Source organism: Paenibacillus sp. PsM32, from assembly GCF_030433815.1.
In the GTDB taxonomy this organism is placed as follows: Bacteria; Bacillota; Bacilli; order Paenibacillales; family Paenibacillaceae; genus Saccharibacillus; species Saccharibacillus kyungheensis.
This window is the reverse complement of the sequence record NZ_JARUWY010000001.1, coordinates 969,538-986,899: the sequence shown is the minus strand read 5'-3', so window position 1 is coordinate 986,899 and position 17,362 is coordinate 969,538. Positions and strand designations below refer to the sequence as shown.

11 protein-coding genes are annotated in these 17,362 nt (G+C 38.7%); 9 read left to right on the top strand and 2 right to left on the bottom strand.

Annotated elements, in window-relative coordinates; all coding sequences use genetic code 11:
- Positions 1-4 precede the first annotated feature (4 nt).
- Positions 5-3,517, top strand: coding sequence for a PAS domain S-box protein (locus QCD85_RS04495; protein WP_301261746.1), 3,513 nt, complete (start codon positions 5-7; stop codon positions 3,515-3,517).
- A 71-nt stretch (positions 3,518-3,588) separates the two neighbouring features.
- On the opposite strand, the gene infC is transcribed toward QCD85_RS04495, so the two are convergent.
- Complete coding sequence (infC, locus tag QCD85_RS04490; protein WP_301261745.1) at positions 3,589-4,068, bottom strand: translation initiation factor IF-3; 480 nt, start codon at positions 4,066-4,068, stop codon at positions 3,589-3,591.
- Positions 4,069-4,204: 136 nt separating this feature from the next.
- Here infC and QCD85_RS04485 point away from each other — a divergent pair, with 136 nt between their 5' ends.
- The 3 genes from QCD85_RS04485 to QCD85_RS04475 all read left to right on the top strand — a co-directional run bounded on the left by QCD85_RS04485 (position 4,205) and on the right by QCD85_RS04475 (position 8,461).
- Positions 4,205-5,719 (top strand): copper amine oxidase N-terminal domain-containing protein, encoded by a 1,515-nt coding sequence (locus QCD85_RS04485; RefSeq protein WP_301261744.1) that lies wholly within the window; start codon positions 4,205-4,207, stop codon positions 5,717-5,719.
- A 602-nt stretch (positions 5,720-6,321) separates the two neighbouring features.
- A complete protein-coding gene (locus tag QCD85_RS04480) occupies positions 6,322-7,299 on the top strand; it encodes a hypothetical protein (RefSeq protein ID WP_301261743.1) in 978 nt (325 codons plus the stop codon).
- 181 nt (positions 7,300-7,480) lie between these two features.
- Entirely contained in the window at positions 7,481-8,461 is a 981-nt protein-coding gene (locus QCD85_RS04475; RefSeq protein ID WP_274170778.1) for an aldo/keto reductase, read from the top strand.
- A gap of 84 nt (positions 8,462-8,545) precedes the next feature.
- Here QCD85_RS04475 and QCD85_RS04470 read toward each other — a convergent pair whose 3' ends face one another.
- On the bottom strand, positions 8,546-9,259 hold the full coding sequence (locus QCD85_RS04470) for an expansin EXLX1 family cellulose-binding protein (protein ID WP_441005596.1): 714 nt from the start codon (positions 9,257-9,259) through the stop codon (positions 8,546-8,548).
- A 256-nt stretch (positions 9,260-9,515) separates the two neighbouring features.
- On the opposite strand from QCD85_RS04470, the gene QCD85_RS04465 reads away from it, so the two are divergent.
- The 5 genes from QCD85_RS04465 to QCD85_RS04445 all read left to right on the top strand — a co-directional run bounded on the left by QCD85_RS04465 (position 9,516) and on the right by QCD85_RS04445 (position 17,344).
- The gene (locus QCD85_RS04465) at positions 9,516-13,346 is read left to right on the top strand and encodes an S-layer homology domain-containing protein (RefSeq protein ID WP_301261742.1); all 3,831 of its coding nucleotides are present in this window, start codon (positions 9,516-9,518) and stop codon (positions 13,344-13,346) included.
- Between the two features lie 439 nt (positions 13,347-13,785).
- Positions 13,786-15,057 (top strand): sulfotransferase family protein, encoded by a 1,272-nt coding sequence (locus QCD85_RS04460; RefSeq protein WP_301261741.1) that lies wholly within the window; start codon positions 13,786-13,788, stop codon positions 15,055-15,057.
- Entirely contained in the window at positions 15,054-16,997 is a 1,944-nt protein-coding gene (locus QCD85_RS04455) for an asparagine synthase-related protein (RefSeq protein ID WP_301261740.1), read from the top strand. Before QCD85_RS04460 ends, QCD85_RS04455 begins: the two co-directional genes overlap by 4 nt.
- A 33-nt stretch (positions 16,998-17,030) precedes the next feature.
- Positions 17,031-17,165, top strand: a complete 135-nt coding sequence (locus tag QCD85_RS04450; protein WP_273615121.1) for a paeninodin family lasso peptide — start codon at positions 17,031-17,033, stop codon at positions 17,163-17,165.
- 44 nt (positions 17,166-17,209) lie between these two features.
- Positions 17,210-17,344, top strand: a complete 135-nt coding sequence (locus QCD85_RS04445; RefSeq protein ID WP_273615122.1) for a paeninodin family lasso peptide — start codon at positions 17,210-17,212, stop codon at positions 17,342-17,344.
- Positions 17,345-17,362 lie beyond the last annotated feature (18 nt).

The window sequence follows — 17,362 nt, the reverse complement described above, 5'->3', positions numbered from 1 at the left end:
GTTTGTGGTTAATGCTTCTTTCCCAGAAGAATCTGTACTGGCACATATGTATGCAAATATTCCCGAGGGTATTGCTATATTTTCTGCTCAAGGGATATGCATACAAGCCAATCCTGCGTTGTGCCGAATATTAAAGTATGAAGAATCTGAACTACGAGATGTACTAACTACATGGAAAGTAGCAGAAGAGTGGCTAGACCATACCACAAACAGCACATTAGAAAAAGCAGAAAGACGCTGGATGAATGCAGATCATGTACCTGTTTGGTTGTCGTTACAAGTTTCTTATATTTTTGCTGATGATACATCTACATTGCAATATATGATGATGTATATCAATGTGGTTAAAGATCGAGAAGTAGAAGATTTGCATTCGATGATTGTACGGAATTCTTCCAATATTATTTCTGTTAGTGAACCTGATGGTAATATCCAATATGTATCTCCATCGGTCAAAAAGATTCTGGGATATGAACCTTCTGAAATGGTATCTAAAATGCGAATGGAATATTACCACGAAGAAGACGCTCAAGAGATGCATCAACCGGGCAGTATGTATGCCGACGATAAAACATTTATTCGACGTGTGAAACATAAAGACGGTCATTATATATGGTTAGAAATTTTCACACAGTTAATGCGAGATGACCTTGGCAACGTTGAAAAAGTATTGGCTATTGCTCAGGATGTAACCAAGCAAAAATCAGAAGAAGATATTATTGCTCATGCTCACCGTATGGCTTTATTAGGCGCCTGGAATTGGGATTTGCAAGAAAATATAATTTACTTTTCCAAAGATATTCGGCGTATTTACGAAAAAAATGTACTATTGGTCGAGCAGAATCTAGATTCGTATTTGGCTGTGATTCATCCTGATGATGTAGAGCAGGTTAAACAATGTATCGAAAAAGCGATCCATCAGGAAACGAGTGAAGAAGCAAGGTACCGTATTCTATTACCGGGCAATATACAGAAAGTTATTCATGGATACTGGGAAGCTATTGTCGATAAAGAAACCAAAAAACCTTTGCAATTAATCGGTCTTGCTCAAGATATTACAGAACATTATATGATCAGTGAACAGTTACGGGAAAGTGAACAGAAGTATCGCATGATTACCGAACATTCACTAGATATGATCTCCCGTCACGCGGATGATGAGTATTCTACATTTTTGTATGTATCTCCTGCCTGTCAGCTTATTCTGGGGTATGAAGCAGAACAACTGATTGGAAGCCCGGGATATAGCCATATTCATAAAGAAGATTTACCTTTATTTATTCATTTTCTACAAGGTGTACGTGAACGTAAAAATGAGAAAGAAACTGTTGTATTTCGTTGTCGTCATCAGAAAGGGCATTATGTCTGGTTAGAAACGACAAGTCGGTATATGCATAATCAGGACACCGATTCGTATAGTTATACAGCAGTATCAAGAGATATTACCGAACGTAAACATTTAGAAATGGTACTGCAAGATAATGAACATCGTTATCGTTCTTTATTTGAAAATAATCCTTCTGGAGTATGTGCTGTCGATTTGAAAGGTTATTTTATTTCTGTGAATAGTAGCCTCGAAGAGATTACAGGATATTCACGTTATGATTTGATCGGTCAATCAATACTGCCTCTATTTGAAGAAAATCAGATGGATCGGATTATTCATCATGCTAGACTAGCCAAAAAAGGAATCCCGCAGACGTATGAGCTAAATGTATATCGTCAAGACGGTTCACTGTTTCCTGCGAATATTACTAATGTACCTATAGTAGCCAATGGTGAAGTAATTGGATTATATGGAATAGTCACAGAAATCACAGAATTAAAACAATATATCCATCAGATTGAGCGCCTTAGCAATGAACATTCATTGATTTTAAATGCGGTTTCTGAAGGCATTTTTAGTATTAATAGTGAAGGCAAAGGGATGTTTATTAACCATGCCGGTGCGATGATGTTAGGTCTGGATATTGAAGAAGAAGATATATTTGAGTCTGTTCGTTCCAATCAAATACGTAATTGGGGCATTCATGATGATGATGTGCTTGGTGAAAATTCTTCGATTATTCAAGCGATTCGTCAAGGTAAGCCCAATCAAGAAGAAGAAACTGTATTTTGGAAAAAAGATGGTTCTAGCTTTATAGCGGCTTATCAGGTAACGCCTGTTATCGATCATGGAGAACAACGTGGTGCAGTGATTGTATTTCGCGATATTACTGGAGAAAAAGAGATTATTCGAGCAAAAGAATCAGCAGAACGTGCAGACCGCGCCAAATCTGAATTTTTGTCTGTCATGAGTCATGAGTTACGTACACCAATGAACGGGATTATTGGGATGAGCGGATTGCTGGCTGATACAGAATTGGATGAACAACAGCAAGGGTATCTGGATATCGTATGTAATAGTAGTGAAACGCTACTGCATTTACTAAATGAAATTCTTGATTTTAGTAAAGTCGAAGCAGGCAAAATGACGCTGAATACAGAGCCATTTAACTTACGAGCGATTTTGGATAATGTCAAAGAACTATTTGCTTTTAAAGCCCAAGACAAACAGTTAGACTTCATCTTCAAAATAGATGAATCGATACCGCAGTGGTTTGTAGGAGATGCAGGACGTATTCGTCAAGTGCTTGTCAATCTGGTGGGAAATGCGATTAAATTTACAGATACAGGTTCAATTACAGTACAGGTTCGTCCGTTAGAACGAGAAGAAGGACAATCCGCCACTTGTGAAGATACATGGCTTGAATTTTCAGTCAAAGACACAGGGATTGGTATTCCAGTTCATCAACAATCCCAGTTATTCCAACCTTTTTCCCAATTGCATCCTGTGTTAAACCGTAAATACGGCGGGACAGGACTGGGATTATCTATTTGTAAAAAGCTAGTCGAATTAATGGGTGGAAGTATTGATGTAACCAGTGATGAGAATAGCGGGGCTGAATTTTATTTTGTGTTGAAATTAGAAGTTTCTTCGGAACTGAATGATCTGCCGGGTATGTCTTTGGCAAAAGAAGATATGTCACATCCTATCCAGAGAATAGAACCTGTAGTCGTAGTTCAAGATTACTATCCTATGCGTGTTCTGGTAGCAGAAGATTATGTTGCTAATCAAAAAGTACTGCTGGCAATGTTACACAAATACGGCTATGATCCTGATCTGGTTACCGATGGGCAACAGGCAGTTCAACAAGCTATCGAACATCGATATGATCTTATCTTTATGGATGTACAGATGCCGGTGATCAATGGAATCGAAGCTACTCAACAGATTCATCAACATTATGCTCATGAAGAGATGCCAATTATTGTGGGGGTCACTGCTTTTGCTAGAAAAGAAGATCGGGAACGTTGTTTGACAGCAGGTATGCACGATTTTATTAGTAAGCCTGTGATCAATACCGATCTACAACGAGTGCTCGCTTATTGGAGTAATCATATTCATCATCGTCCTCATCATTCTTCGTCGCTGGCTGAATCGAATCATCTGTTAGAGAAAGATCACTACGAATAAGTAACAGTTAATAAGAAAAGCGTATTTCCTCCCAAAAAGAAGAAATACGCTTTTTTGTAATACAGTCTATATTAAGATAAAGGATCGACTTGAACCATAGATTGTTTGCCACTCACTTGAATACCTGTTTTGGCTTTTCCAGATGCTTGAAGATCACGCAACAATTCTTCAATAATCGTTTTAGCTTTAGCTGATTCTTTGCTACCTTGTGTTTTGACTACAAGTAATACAGCATTATGCGATTGTAGAATACGTTCAGCCTGATTTTTTTTCGTTTCATAATCATGATCTTCAATATTAGCAGTTAAGCGAATTTCTTTGATTTTGATAGGTTTATCACTTTTTTTAGATTGTTGTTTATTTTGCTTGGCAGCTCCTGCTGAGATTAGCTGGCAAGGAGGCGGGCTACTATATAAAGAAGTGCATACAAGATCAACTTTTAATTTTTTTGCCATTTGCAAAGCTTCGGCAGTAGGTACAATCCCCAAGTCTTCTCCATCGATTCCCGTTAAATGTACTTCTATCGCTTTGATTTTCTCATTTTTGATCACTGTGTTATCCTCCAGCACCCTATTTATTGTTTATTCCTAGTATACAATATCATGAGTTAATGACGATATTGAGGTTTTACAAATATCGCTTTAACTGGGATAATAAAAAAGAATCTAATATCGAAAGGGGAACATTATGAAAAATAGAAAATGGGTTATTTTACCACTGGTGCTGCTTCTTGTTCTATTGTCAGGTTGTCAGGCTGTAGGTAATTTAGACATTAACAGCGCAATGGTTGGTGATCTCAAAGTCAAATCGATCGAATCCAAGCAATCCCTTGCAGTTCAATTAACACCTACTTCAACAGCTTCGGCACAAGAACGCCAACTAGCAACAGTGTTAAACGGTATGCAATTGAATATCGATCATGCCAAACTTCAAGATAATGGCAACGTTTCGATTGAAGGTGGTATCGCTTACAGTGGAATGACGTTACCATTCCAAATGTTTATGGATACGAAAGGAGTTACGATTGCTCTATCTGGTGCGCAAAAGCCATTATACATACCACTCACTACAGAAGAACAAATGGCTTTTTTACCTGGCAATCTAACCATGAATCAAATTGAAGATCAAGCAAAAGAGTTGATTACCAAATCAGCTAGCTTATTTTTCAAGCATGCACCTAATCCATCTAATGTAACCGTAGATTCGGTAACTCAAGAAGTATATGGCGAATCAGTGGATCTGACTCATTTACACATTGAGCTAACGGGTGAAGAATTTATCACTTTGGTCAAACCATTTTTAACAAGTATTTCTACAGATGAAGCAGGCTGGCGTGATCTGTTAGCTACGTTATATGACTTTATCACTTATGCTGAATCACAAATGAATGCTGATGAGAAACAAGCTATGGCTTATTTAACGTTAGATCAGACTAAAGAAGAATTTGTTGATGAATCGTATACAGAGGTTCAATCCTTTTTGAAAGATGTATTAGCTGAATATGATAAATATCTAAAAGAAATATCAGCAGAGCCTGAATTTAAAACGGTTTTTGGTACAAATACCCGTCTATCCCTAGATCTTTATTTTGATAAAGATATGCATACTCGTAAGCAAATTGTAGATTTAACAGTGGCTTTGCCTAGTTCAGAATATATGCCTTATAGTATGTTCAATGTACACACAGAAAATGAAAATTGGAATGTAGACGGTAATATTGTAGCAGATCCAATTGCAACCCCAAATGGTGTGCTTGATATCACTTCAAAAGATTTGACACCAGGTGCATTCTTGCGTAGCTTTGATAAAACTTCACCTGTATATTTGTTATTACATGATGTAGCACACATTACCGAAAAATCGATCTATATTGATAAAGATCCATCGTATGCTTCTTACAATGTGATCACCAAAGATCGTGTACTATTAATGTCTGTCAAAGAACTTGCTGAAGAGTTAGATGCCAAATTTACTTGGAACCCAGCGACTAAAAAAATAACATTAACAGATGATATTACTGGCGCTGTGACAACATTATCTTTGAATTCTAACAAAGCAGTAACCGATGGCAAAACCAAAACAATGACTCATAAAGTAGTTAAAATTAAAGGCGTAACTTATGTACCTGTACGTTCGGTAGCAGAGATTTTGGGAGCAACAGTAAAATCTGAATCTGCTTATATTGTCGTAGAACGCAAATAAGGTAATTAATACATTGTTATAAGAAAAAGGGTATTCTACAACACGTAGAATACCCTTTTTGCATACCTCCATATGAGTCTAAAGAATCAAATACCTATTTTTTCCAAAAAAAAGTATTGCTAAAGAAGATCAACTGATTATAGAATAAAGCGTCAACATCTTAATAAGTTAATTAGTAAAAATTATTCTTATTTAGCAGTAATATACAAACTACATATCACCTTTATTAGACGTCATAAGTACTACGTCCTATTTAGTAACGCCTTTATTTTTGTAGGTACGAAAGGAGGGTTAATTATAATTTAAGTCTAAAATATACACAATATTAATAAATTATACCTAGTAAAATTTTACTATAAAAACTTTTTTTATGATAAATGTGTCAAAGTTTGGAAAAACGGTTATTAACGATCTATGAATATGTAACTTAATTAGATGTCCATTGATGATTTTTGGGGGAACAAAGAAGTAGATTCTAAACAACGACTGTACTCTATGTGGCACAGATCATCTTCTGTGTACTACCAGTATTCCGAAATAGATTATTTCTACATCTAGCCATCCCAACGCAAGACTAATATTTTTAAAGGGGAGATTGACAAATGGGATTGCTTACATTGAAAAAAACGGGTGCAGTATTACTTGGTGCATTATTGATGGGGACTGTATATCAAGGTGGAACAGCACATGCTTTGAATTACAGCAATGATGTAGTACCTGTATTGAGTTCAAATGCAGGAACAAATGGAACAGCAAGTGCAAGTGCGGAAGAAGTAGGTCATGAAGCATGGAAAGCATTTGACGACAATTCCTCTCCAGCAAGTTCATGGAAAGCTCCAGCAAGTTCTTCTAATCAACTGATTTATCAATTTAATACGAAAAAAGTAATTACTCAATATACAGTGCAAGCAGATACGTATGATACATCTGAAGCACCAAAAAAATGGCAGTTGGCAGGGAAGATCGGCAAAAACTGGTTGGTAGTCGATGAGCAGATCAATCAGACTCATTGGAAGTCAGGCGAGCAAAGAACATATACGATTGCAAATGATACTGCTTACACAGCGTATGCTTTGTTTATCTCTTCGAATAACGGCGGCGGCCATGTAGCCGTTAGCGAATTGGAATTATATGAATTTGGAGATAATACCAATCTTGTTCCATTATCCAATGCAATGACATCTACATCTGGTGGAGCATCTGCTTCTGCAAATGAAGATACAGCATGGAAAGCATTTGATCACAATACAGCATCAGATAGCTACTGGCAATCAGATGATGACAATTTTATGGATGCTTCGCTTCAATATCGTTTTGAAAGTCCACAGGTAGTAAAAGGTTATTCAATTACATTGGCTAACAAAGCAACAGCTCCTGCGTTCTGGACACTTGTAGGTAGTAACGATGGTCAGCAGTGGGAAGAAGTATTGCATGATGTGAAATCTTCTTATCGTTGGGAAGTTGGTCAGAAAAAAGTCTATGAAATCGACAATACTAAAGCTTACAAAACATACAAACTGATTTTTGATCGTAATTCAGGGCCATCTACAGTCGCTGTAAGTGAATTTGAATTATTTTAAAAGAATAAGTTATTGATCAAAATCAAATAGATTGAAATAAAAAGAAGTGATTCGCTTTTAGAATCATTTCTTTTTTTGTTCCAAAGCTTGTGAATGCTAAGAGTTCACTATTGTATTTAGCCTAACAAGTATGAGAGTATAGATGTGGTAAAAGCGCTATCATCGACAGGAGGGTAATTCAATGACTAAAGTAATGCCACTGGCTAAACGTGGAATTTCAAATAGCCGACTCGCACTAGGATGTATGCCATTTGGTGGAGGTTGGGATACAGAACCTTTTACCGAGCAACATGTCAAAGAAGCAGAAGCTGCTGTTGAAGCTGCATTGTCGATCGGAATAACGATGTTTGATCATGCAGATATTTATACCCGGGGAAAAGCAGAACAGGTTTTTGGACGTGTATTGCAAGCTAGACCGGATCTACGGGAACAGATTGTGATTCAGTCCAAATGTGGTATTCAATTAGGTGAAGGTGATCTACCAGGTCGCTTTAATTTTTCAAAAGAACATATTCTAGATTCTGTAGATGGTAATTTAGAGCGATTAGGAATCGATTATTTGGATGTTTTGTTATTGCATCGTCCTGATCCTTTAGTAGAACCAGAAGAAGTAGCAGAAGCTTTTGCCCGATTAAAATCGTCAGGCAAAGTACGTTATTTCGGTGTATCTAATATGAGCGCGTCTCAGATCAAATTTTTACAACAAGCGATTCCAGATTCGTTTGCGGTCAATCAATTAGAAATGAGTCTAAATCATCTGCATTTTGTAGATCATGTCGTTCATGTGAACCAACAAGCAGGTACAGCAGTGAATTTTGCTGAAGGGTTGATGGAATATTGTCGTACAGAAGATATTCAACTGCAAGCATGGAGTCCACTGGCACAAGGTAAATTCTCTGGACGAGATATCAAAGATGAACCTGAACATATTCAAAAAACAGCTCAACTGGTACAACAAATGGCGGCTGATAAAGAAACAACAGCAGAAGCGATTGTACTGGGATGGTTAATGTATCACCCGGCGATGATTCAACCGATTATCGGTACATCCAATCCAGAGCGAATCAAAGCTTGTGCAGATGCAGAGCGTCAAGCCAGTCTAATGACGCGGGATGAGTGGTATACGTTATATGTAAGTGCACGAGGAACATTGTTGCCTTAAATGTAGCAGAAGTGTGTATAAACATAAGCGCTGTAATGATGTCCATATCCGGATATCACTACAGCGCTTATTTGCTGTAGATGATCAATCAGGGAATTGAGCGTTGCCGGCTACAATATAAGGGCTAGATGTAGCTTCGCTAGGCAATGGTTGTAAGGTATCGGTTACGACTTTGCCACGGATATCAGTGATACGTACTTTTAAAGGTTGATTGCCCATTTGTTCACCGACAAAATGGTTATAATCTGTTTTGGGCAAGCTGATCCATTGACCTGCTTTTTCATATTCAAATTTCATCACAGGGTATTTGTGATTACGAACTTGAATAGCTGCCCACCATTGACTGCTTCCTTCTTTGATCCGGTAGCTAAAGTTACCTGTAATCGGCGCTTTAACCACTTTCCACTGAATATCAATTTTTCCTTTAGACATATCTCCGATTGCTGCAAACGCATTTGGAGATAAATCCAATGCTCCGTTAGCTCCTTCAGGATAAAGATCAGTGACATAGACAGTGGTTTTGCCGAGTGGGCCTTGCACTTCCAGATAAGCGCCTGCAAGTGCTGCTTTGACACCACCGTAATTCATCTGTGTCGGATTAAGTGCTGTAATTTTGGCATTAGCAGGAATAGGATCAAGTAAAACAGCTCCACCCGAGTATCCTGATCCTGTGTAAGTGGCATACCCTTTATATGTATCGTTCCATGCTGCTGAAGCAGGCAAAGCAAATACTAATAGACCGAGTAGTATCAACATGCTTGCTGTACTCCATTTACGTGTACTGTGTTTTGATTTCACATATATTCCTCCTTAAAGATTTTGATACCTATAAATATTATTTTTAACTATAGATATCGTTATGTTCTTGATAAATATACTATATATTCCATAAGGTTACAAATAAAAAGAGAGATAAAAATAACGAACACAATACAAATAGGAACATCATTATTAGAAATATGATTATTTTACATTTAAATGGATTTATTTTTACCATTTTATGATACTTTAAATGAAGAATAGACTTTTATTGATGAAATGGGGAATATAATGTATGGCTTATTGGAAAAAGAAAATAAGTATAGGTATCTCTGCAAGTGTATTAGTTACTTCACTCTGGTCAGGTCTTCCGGTTAATGAGCAGATTGCTTCAGCCGCCGAAACTAGTGAACATCTATCCAACTCCATCGTCAACGTAACCTCTTCTCCGTTAGCTAGCCGTTCTATAGTTCAGAATGTCAGTCAAGATGTGTATACAACGATGCCGATCACCGATGTACGCAGTCAGTCTTTGAGCAGTACAGTATCTACACGTGGAGTGATTACGTATCGAGAAGATACAGGTAACGGATATAGCAATCTGTATATTCAAGATGGAAGCGCAGGCATTGTTATACGCGGGCAAAATGTATCTGGCATCGAAGGGCAAGAAGTCGAAGTTCAGGGTACATTAACAGCTTATAAAGCGCTTTTACAAATCGAAGCGTCTGCAAGCGCAGTCCATATTACTAATTCTACGATCCAGCTACCGGTTGCCCGGATAGTAAATGGTACTGATTTTGTAACAGGTAATACATATGAAGCTCAATTGATCAGTGTACCTAACGTGACCGTTGTTAGCAAAAGCGGCAGTAATTACACTGTCAAAGATGCAAAAGAGACGTTTATTATTTATACCTCTAATCCATGGTTAGAAGTAGGTCAGACGTATACCCGTATCACAGGAGTTATGTCTCGTTATAACAATACGTTTGAATTGATTCCACGTACTCTCAAAGATATAGAGGGAGGTACACCTCCTGTTATCGAGCCTCCATTACAGTTACGTATTCATGATATTCAAGGCGCGGCTCAACGTTCTCCTTATGAAGGGAAAGAAGTAGCACAAGTTGAAGGAATCGTGACCATGGTCAAAGGCAAAACAAGTTTTTATCTGCAAGAAGCCGATGATCAAGTCGATAGTGATGAAGGCACATCTGAAGGTATATTAGTCTACCGTTCTGCGCATGGTCTAAAAGTAGGCGATAAAGTAAGTGTCGATGGCAGTATTAAAGAATATCAAGAATTAGGGTATGCCGATGCGGCTGATCTGACGACGACTGAAATTGTCGCTTCAGCAATTCGTCTACAAGCATCCAATCAACCATTGCCTGCTCCAACAATCATTGGTGAACAAGGTCGTGCTATTCCTGATCAGATTGCTAGTAGTGATGGATTAGCTGGATATGATGCGAATCGTTATAGTATCGACTTTTATGAAAGTCTGGAAGGTATGCGTATACAGTTAAATGATGCTTCTATTATCGGGCCATACACGTATGAGATTCCGGTCACTGTCGATCTGAAATCTTCTCCACTGATCACTCCGGCAGGAGGGCTTGTTATCGATCATAATCAATGGAATGCTAAAAGGTTATTAATTAGTGCTAAGCCTACCCAAACTGTAAGTACGGGCGATCAATTTGCAGGAGCATTACATGGCATTATGAGTTACAGCTATAGCAATTTTAAAATATTACCTGAAGGAACATTGCCACCTATTATCGATCATGGGTTACAACGTGAAGTATCCACTCTGCAAAATGGGAGTAAAAAATTAACGATTGCTTCCTTTAATGTAGAGAACTTCTGGGATAATCCTAAAGATAAAGAAAAAACAACACGCATTGCAGACGATGTAGTGAATCATCTTCGCAATCCTGATATTTTGGGATTGATGGAAGTACAGGATAACAATGGTGAGACTAACGATGGAACAACAGATGCAAGTCAGAGCTTCGCAGCATTAATTAAAGATATTCAGCTTGCAGGTGGTCCGACATACCAATATGCCAGTATCGCTCCACAAGATCAGCAAGATGGAGGCGCACCAGGCGGTAATATTCGTGTAGGATTTTTGTATAATCCAGCACGTGTGAGTCTGCCTGTAGCTACCAACGGCGCAGGTGATTCAGTAACAGCAACAACGTATGGTGCGAATGGACTGACCTACAACCCGGGACGAATCGCACCGACAGAAGAAGCTTTTGCAAATTCGCGCAAATCGTTGGCGGCACAATTTGTATTTAACGGAGAATCTGTTATCGTTATTGCCAATCATTTCAACTCTAAAGGTGGAGATCAGGCGTTATATGGTAGTATTCAACCACCTCTACGTAGTAGTGAAATTCAACGTGCGAAGCAAGCGACATTGTTGAATCAATTTGTCAAACAGACATTATCTCAAAATAGTCAGGCTAATGTTGTATTGTTAGGAGATTTTAACGATTTTCAATTTTCGAATACGATTAATGTTCTGAAAGGACAAGAATTAACCAATCTGGTCGATACATTGCCTGCTAATGAACGTTACTCTTATGTATATGAAGGAAATTCGCAGACATTGGATCATATTCTGATGACAGCCAATATCGCTAATCGGGCTCAATTGGATATTGTGCATATCAATTCTGATTTTATGGAAGCAGATGGACGAGTGAGCGATCATGATCCATTGTTAGCTAGAATTGATTTTGCCAAAAAAGATTCAGACGATGATTCTGGAACAAGACCGGGTTCACAAAATGGTAACGGAAATAATGGTGGCGGTGGATCAAGCCCGACAACCAATCTTCCTACAGATCCTTCATCTGTACCTGCACTTCCGACAGCACCTGTATATGAAGGAGTATCTAGCAATGGTACAGTAGCTAGCTGGACACTGCCTGTTGTATCTAATAGTAACTCTGATCATGCAGTGATTGCGTCTAGCACAGTAACACCAGCTATATTGCAAGAAATAATGGCTCGTGCTGAAGGAGCACATACTTTACGTCTTTCTTTACCTGAAGTTCCAGATGCTACTCTATATCAACTGCAATGGGATGCTTCGGTACAACAATCGTTCACCGGACAAACAGCGATAGATCGTCTGATCGTATCTACGCCTATAGGCACTTATGAACTGTCTGTTTCTACAATCCAAAAAGAGACCTTATCTTCTAATCAAAAGCTCGTTCTTGATCTAGCCAGTGCACCAGCGGCGATCACTCAAGCCAAGCAAGCAGGTTATGATGTACGCACAGCTGTCGATTTTGATTGGTACATGTTAGATGATCAGAATCAGAAGCATTCTATTCCGTATTTTGATCAATATGTTAAACGTTCGGTGATCAGTCCAAATACAAATCCAACAGATCGTCTAGCAGTAGTTCGTGCCGAGCCAGACAGTAATGGCAATATTTCGTATACTCCTGTTCCTTTTACTATTTCTAACGGAGCGGTTACGATCTATAGTCGTAGCAATAGTACGTATCTGGTATTGGATCGCAATGAGCCGTTATTAACCGATATATATGGTCACTGGGGACAAGCAGATATTCAACAGTTTGCTGACCGAATGATTGTCACAGGTACAGGTCAAAATCGATTTGAACCTGCTCGTACGATTACCCGTGCAGAACTGGCTACTTTATTAACCAGAACATTAGGTTTGGCAGAACGTTCACCATCAGACTCAGCTTCTTCATTTGCTGATGTGAATTCTACAGCATGGTATAACAATTCAGTACGTACCGCTGTCGAAGCAGGATTGATGTTGGGAGATGCTAACGGTACGTTCCGTCCACAAGCGGCAGTTACACGTGAAGAGTTAGCTGTGATTTTGCAGCGGACATTATCATTAATTGATCAGAATCAGGCCACAGTAACCTCTGAACCGACGATTTTGTTTAGCGATGCGAAGCAAGCTTCTTCATGGTCGCGTTCTGCGATTCAATATGTGAGTGCTACCGGAATATTAAAAGGAAATGCTTTAAAACAATTCCAACCAAAGGAAAAGCTTACACGAGTTGAGAGCATTGTCGCATTAAGTCGCATATTGCAGAAAATAAATGATGCAAATTAAAATTAAAAATGCTATAAAATGGGAATATATGTTCTTTTAATGGTATAAATATACTAAATGGTAACAGAAAAATAGGTTTTGTAACCAAAATGTAATATATTATTTTTGAATTTTTTTACCAATTTAATTTTTAAAAAAAAAGAAAAAATCTGCATTCACGCCAAAAGTGAGAATGCAGATTTTTTCGCGTGGTTATAAGGTTTTGGGAATAAATTATAGTTATAATCAAAAAAATATAAATTGAGAATCAGTCAAAACATGATCGTACCAACACTATTTGATATTAGCTAATTATCTAAACTTTTTTTCATAATTGGAAAATTTATCATGTAAATTCTGCTTTTTAAATATATAATGTACTTAGCTGATTAATGTTATTCAAAACGAATAACTTTTGGGTACATGTTATGAAAGAGGTTTGGAAGGCAGGGGAAACCGGATGATTGAAAGAAATGGTAACAAACTCATCTTTCTTCTCTGTGTGCCACGTAGTGGTAGCTCGCTCGCAACCGTGATGCTACAAAATCACACACGCATTTATGCGGCACAAGAAATGTGGTTTCTTATGAGTCTATATGATTTGAAGAAGCCAGAGAAGCGTGCATACGGTGGAACAGCTATTCTAAATCAATTCTTTGATGGTGTTCTGCCTGAAAGTGTATATGATGAGGCATGTCGTAGTTTTGGAATGAATGTCTATAATGGATTATTATCTACAAGTGAAGCAGATATGGTTGTAGACAAATCACCACGCTACTATTATCTTCTTGAATTTTTGGATCGTTTATTCCCGCAATCCAAGCGGATCGGATTATTTCGTAATCCACTGGATGTAGCGGCTTCTTATAAAAAAGTAAATCAGCGATCTGCACCGAATTTTAATTTGGCAGATCAGCTAAATGACCCGTCGTTGAATATGAAGATGGTCGATATCACTATCGGATTATTCCGTTATCATCAATATTTTTCACAAAGCAACAACAATGCTTTCTGGTTGAAGTATGAACAAATGGCTGCACATCCAGAAGAACAGATGCAGAAGGTATGTGAATTTCTAGATATTTCGTACGAAGAAGGAATCGAAAAGTATGGAGATTATATGGATTCTGCCAAGTCGGAACTGTTCTATAGCATGGGTGTAGGTGATCCATATCTCAGTGAACACCGTACACCACATATGAAGTCTATCGGTAACTGGCGTACCATGCTAGACCATCGGGAAATCGAAGCTTACTGCCGTATACTAGGTGCGAGACTATTCCGCGATCTAGGATATGGAGCAGAGCTTGAAGAGGCACAGCGTCTAACAGGCGTTGTGTTTGAGGAGGAGCCAGACATGAAGTGGATTGAAGCCAAAACGAAGCAGTTCGCCGAGGCTACCGGCTGTCGCTGGGAACCGGAGTATAAGATGCAATCGGCTGTTCTACCTGAAACTTCACCAGAAGTTGCAAGTGCGCTGTCTCAAGAATCAAAAGAAAAAGCCGAAGCAGATGAATTGCTACGTATGCGAATGACATTACGTTCTTTGGAAAAACGAATGGAGCAACATTATATTGAACGTGATCGTCTCCATCAAGAAAGTGAACGTCTACGTAAAGAAGTAAAAGATATGAAGCAAAAAATGAACAAAATTAAATCATTGATTCCGTTTAACCGTTCACTCGGGCGCGTATTTAATGCTTATCTTGTTCGTAAAGGCGTCGAAAAATGAGTACGATTGTAGGGATTTGGAATTTTCAACGTCAAAGCTCGGAAACACTCGCACTTCAAGGTCAACGATTAATGAAAAAGATGCGACATTATCCTTCGGATGCTTCTGCTGTATGGCAAGATGAAGATATGTTTGTAGGCTGTCATGATCGTTGGATTACCGAGGAATCAGTCAATCAAGTCGTTCCTTATCACGATCCGATCAGTGGTCTTGTGATTACAGCAGATGCGATTATCGATAATCGAGAAGAACTATTTGAAGCGCTCGGAATTAGCCGCGCTGAAGGTAGTCAACTGTCAGATGTCTTACTGATTTTAAAAGCGTATCAAAAGTGGGGAGAATATACTCCCAAATATTTAATTGGTGATTTTGCTTTTATGATCTGGGATACGAAAAAGCATCAGCTTTATGGTGCACGAGACTGGTCAGGCAATCGAACCCTTTACTATTATCACACCTCTTCTCAATTTGCATTTTCGACATTGATGGAGCCTTTATTTCAGACAGGTGATATTCAGAAAAAAATGAGTACTCCCTGGATGGCCGAATTTCTGACTATGGCTGGTATGACAGAATCTTTGGATATTAAAGGTACCGTATATGAAGATATTCTACAGTTGCCTCCTGCACACGCTATTATCCTCACAGAGCAGCATAGTCATATATTCCAGTATGGTACGTTATTGCCAGAAGAACCGCTTCGACTTCGTTCGAACGGAGAATATGAAGAAGCTTTTCGTGATGTTTTTACTCAAGCCGTAAAATCTAAAGTTCGTACCCGGCTAGGAGTAGCATCAACGTTAAGTGGTGGACTGGATTCCGGCGCTGTTGTTAGTTACGCATCCAAAATTTTGGCAGAGCAGGGCAAGTCTTTACAGACCTATAGTTATGTACCGATTGCCGGCTTTGATGATTGGACGTCCGCAACCTTAGTGCCTGATGAGCGTCCATATATCGAGGAAACGTTAAAGTATATTGGTAATGTTCAAGGGAATTATCTTGATTTTGCCGATCGTAATCCTTTGACAGAAGTAGATTCGTGGTTAGACTTTTTGGAAATGCCGTACAAATATTTTGAAAACTCATTTTGGATTAGAGGAATATTTGAACAAGCTCAACAACAAGGTGCAGGTGTTTTGCTAACAGGAGCTAGAGGTAATTTTACCATCTCATGGGGACCTGCATTAGATTATTATGCAGTGCTTCTCAAAAAGTTCCAATGGACTAAATTATATCGTGAACTAAAATTGTATGGTCACAAAACAGGTGTAGGGCGTTCCCGGTTATTACCGATCATTCATAGCAAAGCTTTTCCGAAATGGAATCAGGCTGCTGCTTCAAAAGAAAGACCGAATCCATTGGTCTGGATCAATGCCGATATGGCGCGTCAGACCGGTATGGTGGAACGTGTAAAACAACAGGAAGAATGGTTAGTCGGTCGTGAAGTTCAAAATGCTTTTGACGTTAGACTAGAAAAATTTAAAAATCTAGCAATTGCGAACAAAAATGGAGCAATGACTTCTAAAATTTCTGAACACTATGGTGTTTGGGAACGTGATCCGACAAGCGATGCACGTGTAGTCCGATTCTGCCTTTCGATTCCTGTGGGACAATATGTACAGGACGGTATGGATCGCGCATTAATCAGACGGGCTACTGCTGGTGATTTGCCTGATAAAGTAAGATTGAATCAAAAAGTGAGAGGCATGCAGCCCGCAGATTGGGTACAACGGATGCAACCTCAGTGGTCTTCCTTTACAGAAGAGCTTAGAGATTTATGTAAAGATCCTAAAGTGGCAGCATGGATGAATACGACTACGATTATGAAAGCTTTAGAAAAGATAGGCGAACATCCTCAAGCCAATGCAGCAGCCCATCCGGCTACCCGTATGCTGATGAGAAGCTTGATTGTTGGGCGCTTCATCCGCAACTTAGCATAGCAACGAATATTATTTTACAGAGGAGGTGAAAACATGAACAAAGAAAAAATGCAATGGCAGGCTCCAACATTGGAAGTTTTAGATGTCAATGAAACAATGGCAGGTATTGGTTGGAGACAAATTGACTGGGTATCTGATCAAGACGCTGATTTGTACAACCCTAGCTGAGGCATTTTTTAAAACGAAATTAACATTCAAAGGAGGCTATATTAATGAACCAAGAGAAAATGCAATGGCAGACTCCAACGCTAGAAGTTTTGGATGTTAACGAAACAATGGCAGGTATCGGTTATAAGCAAATTGACTGGGTATCTGATCAAGATGCTGATTTGTACAACCCTAGCTGAGCATTTAACATAACGATT

What these genes read in the sequence shown, in the direction of transcription:
- QCD85_RS04480 (WP_301261743.1), top strand. Translation starts at nt 6,322, where the DNA reads ATGGGATTGCTTACATTGAAAAAAACGGGTGCAGTATTACTTGGTGCA.
- QCD85_RS04455 (WP_301261740.1), top strand. Translation starts at nt 15,054, where the DNA reads ATGAGTACGATTGTAGGGATTTGGAATTTTCAACGTCAAAGCTCGGAA.
- QCD85_RS04460 (WP_301261741.1), top strand. Translation starts at nt 13,786, where the DNA reads ATGATTGAAAGAAATGGTAACAAACTCATCTTTCTTCTCTGTGTGCCA.
- QCD85_RS04475 (WP_274170778.1), top strand. Translation starts at nt 7,481, where the DNA reads ATGACTAAAGTAATGCCACTGGCTAAACGTGGAATTTCAAATAGCCGA.
- QCD85_RS04485 (WP_301261744.1), top strand. Translation starts at nt 4,205, where the DNA reads ATGAAAAATAGAAAATGGGTTATTTTACCACTGGTGCTGCTTCTTGTT.
- QCD85_RS04465 (WP_301261742.1), top strand. Translation starts at nt 9,516, where the DNA reads ATGGCTTATTGGAAAAAGAAAATAAGTATAGGTATCTCTGCAAGTGTA.
- QCD85_RS04445 (WP_273615122.1), top strand. Translation starts at nt 17,210, where the DNA reads ATGAACCAAGAGAAAATGCAATGGCAGACTCCAACGCTAGAAGTTTTG.
- QCD85_RS04450 (WP_273615121.1), top strand. Translation starts at nt 17,031, where the DNA reads ATGAACAAAGAAAAAATGCAATGGCAGGCTCCAACATTGGAAGTTTTA.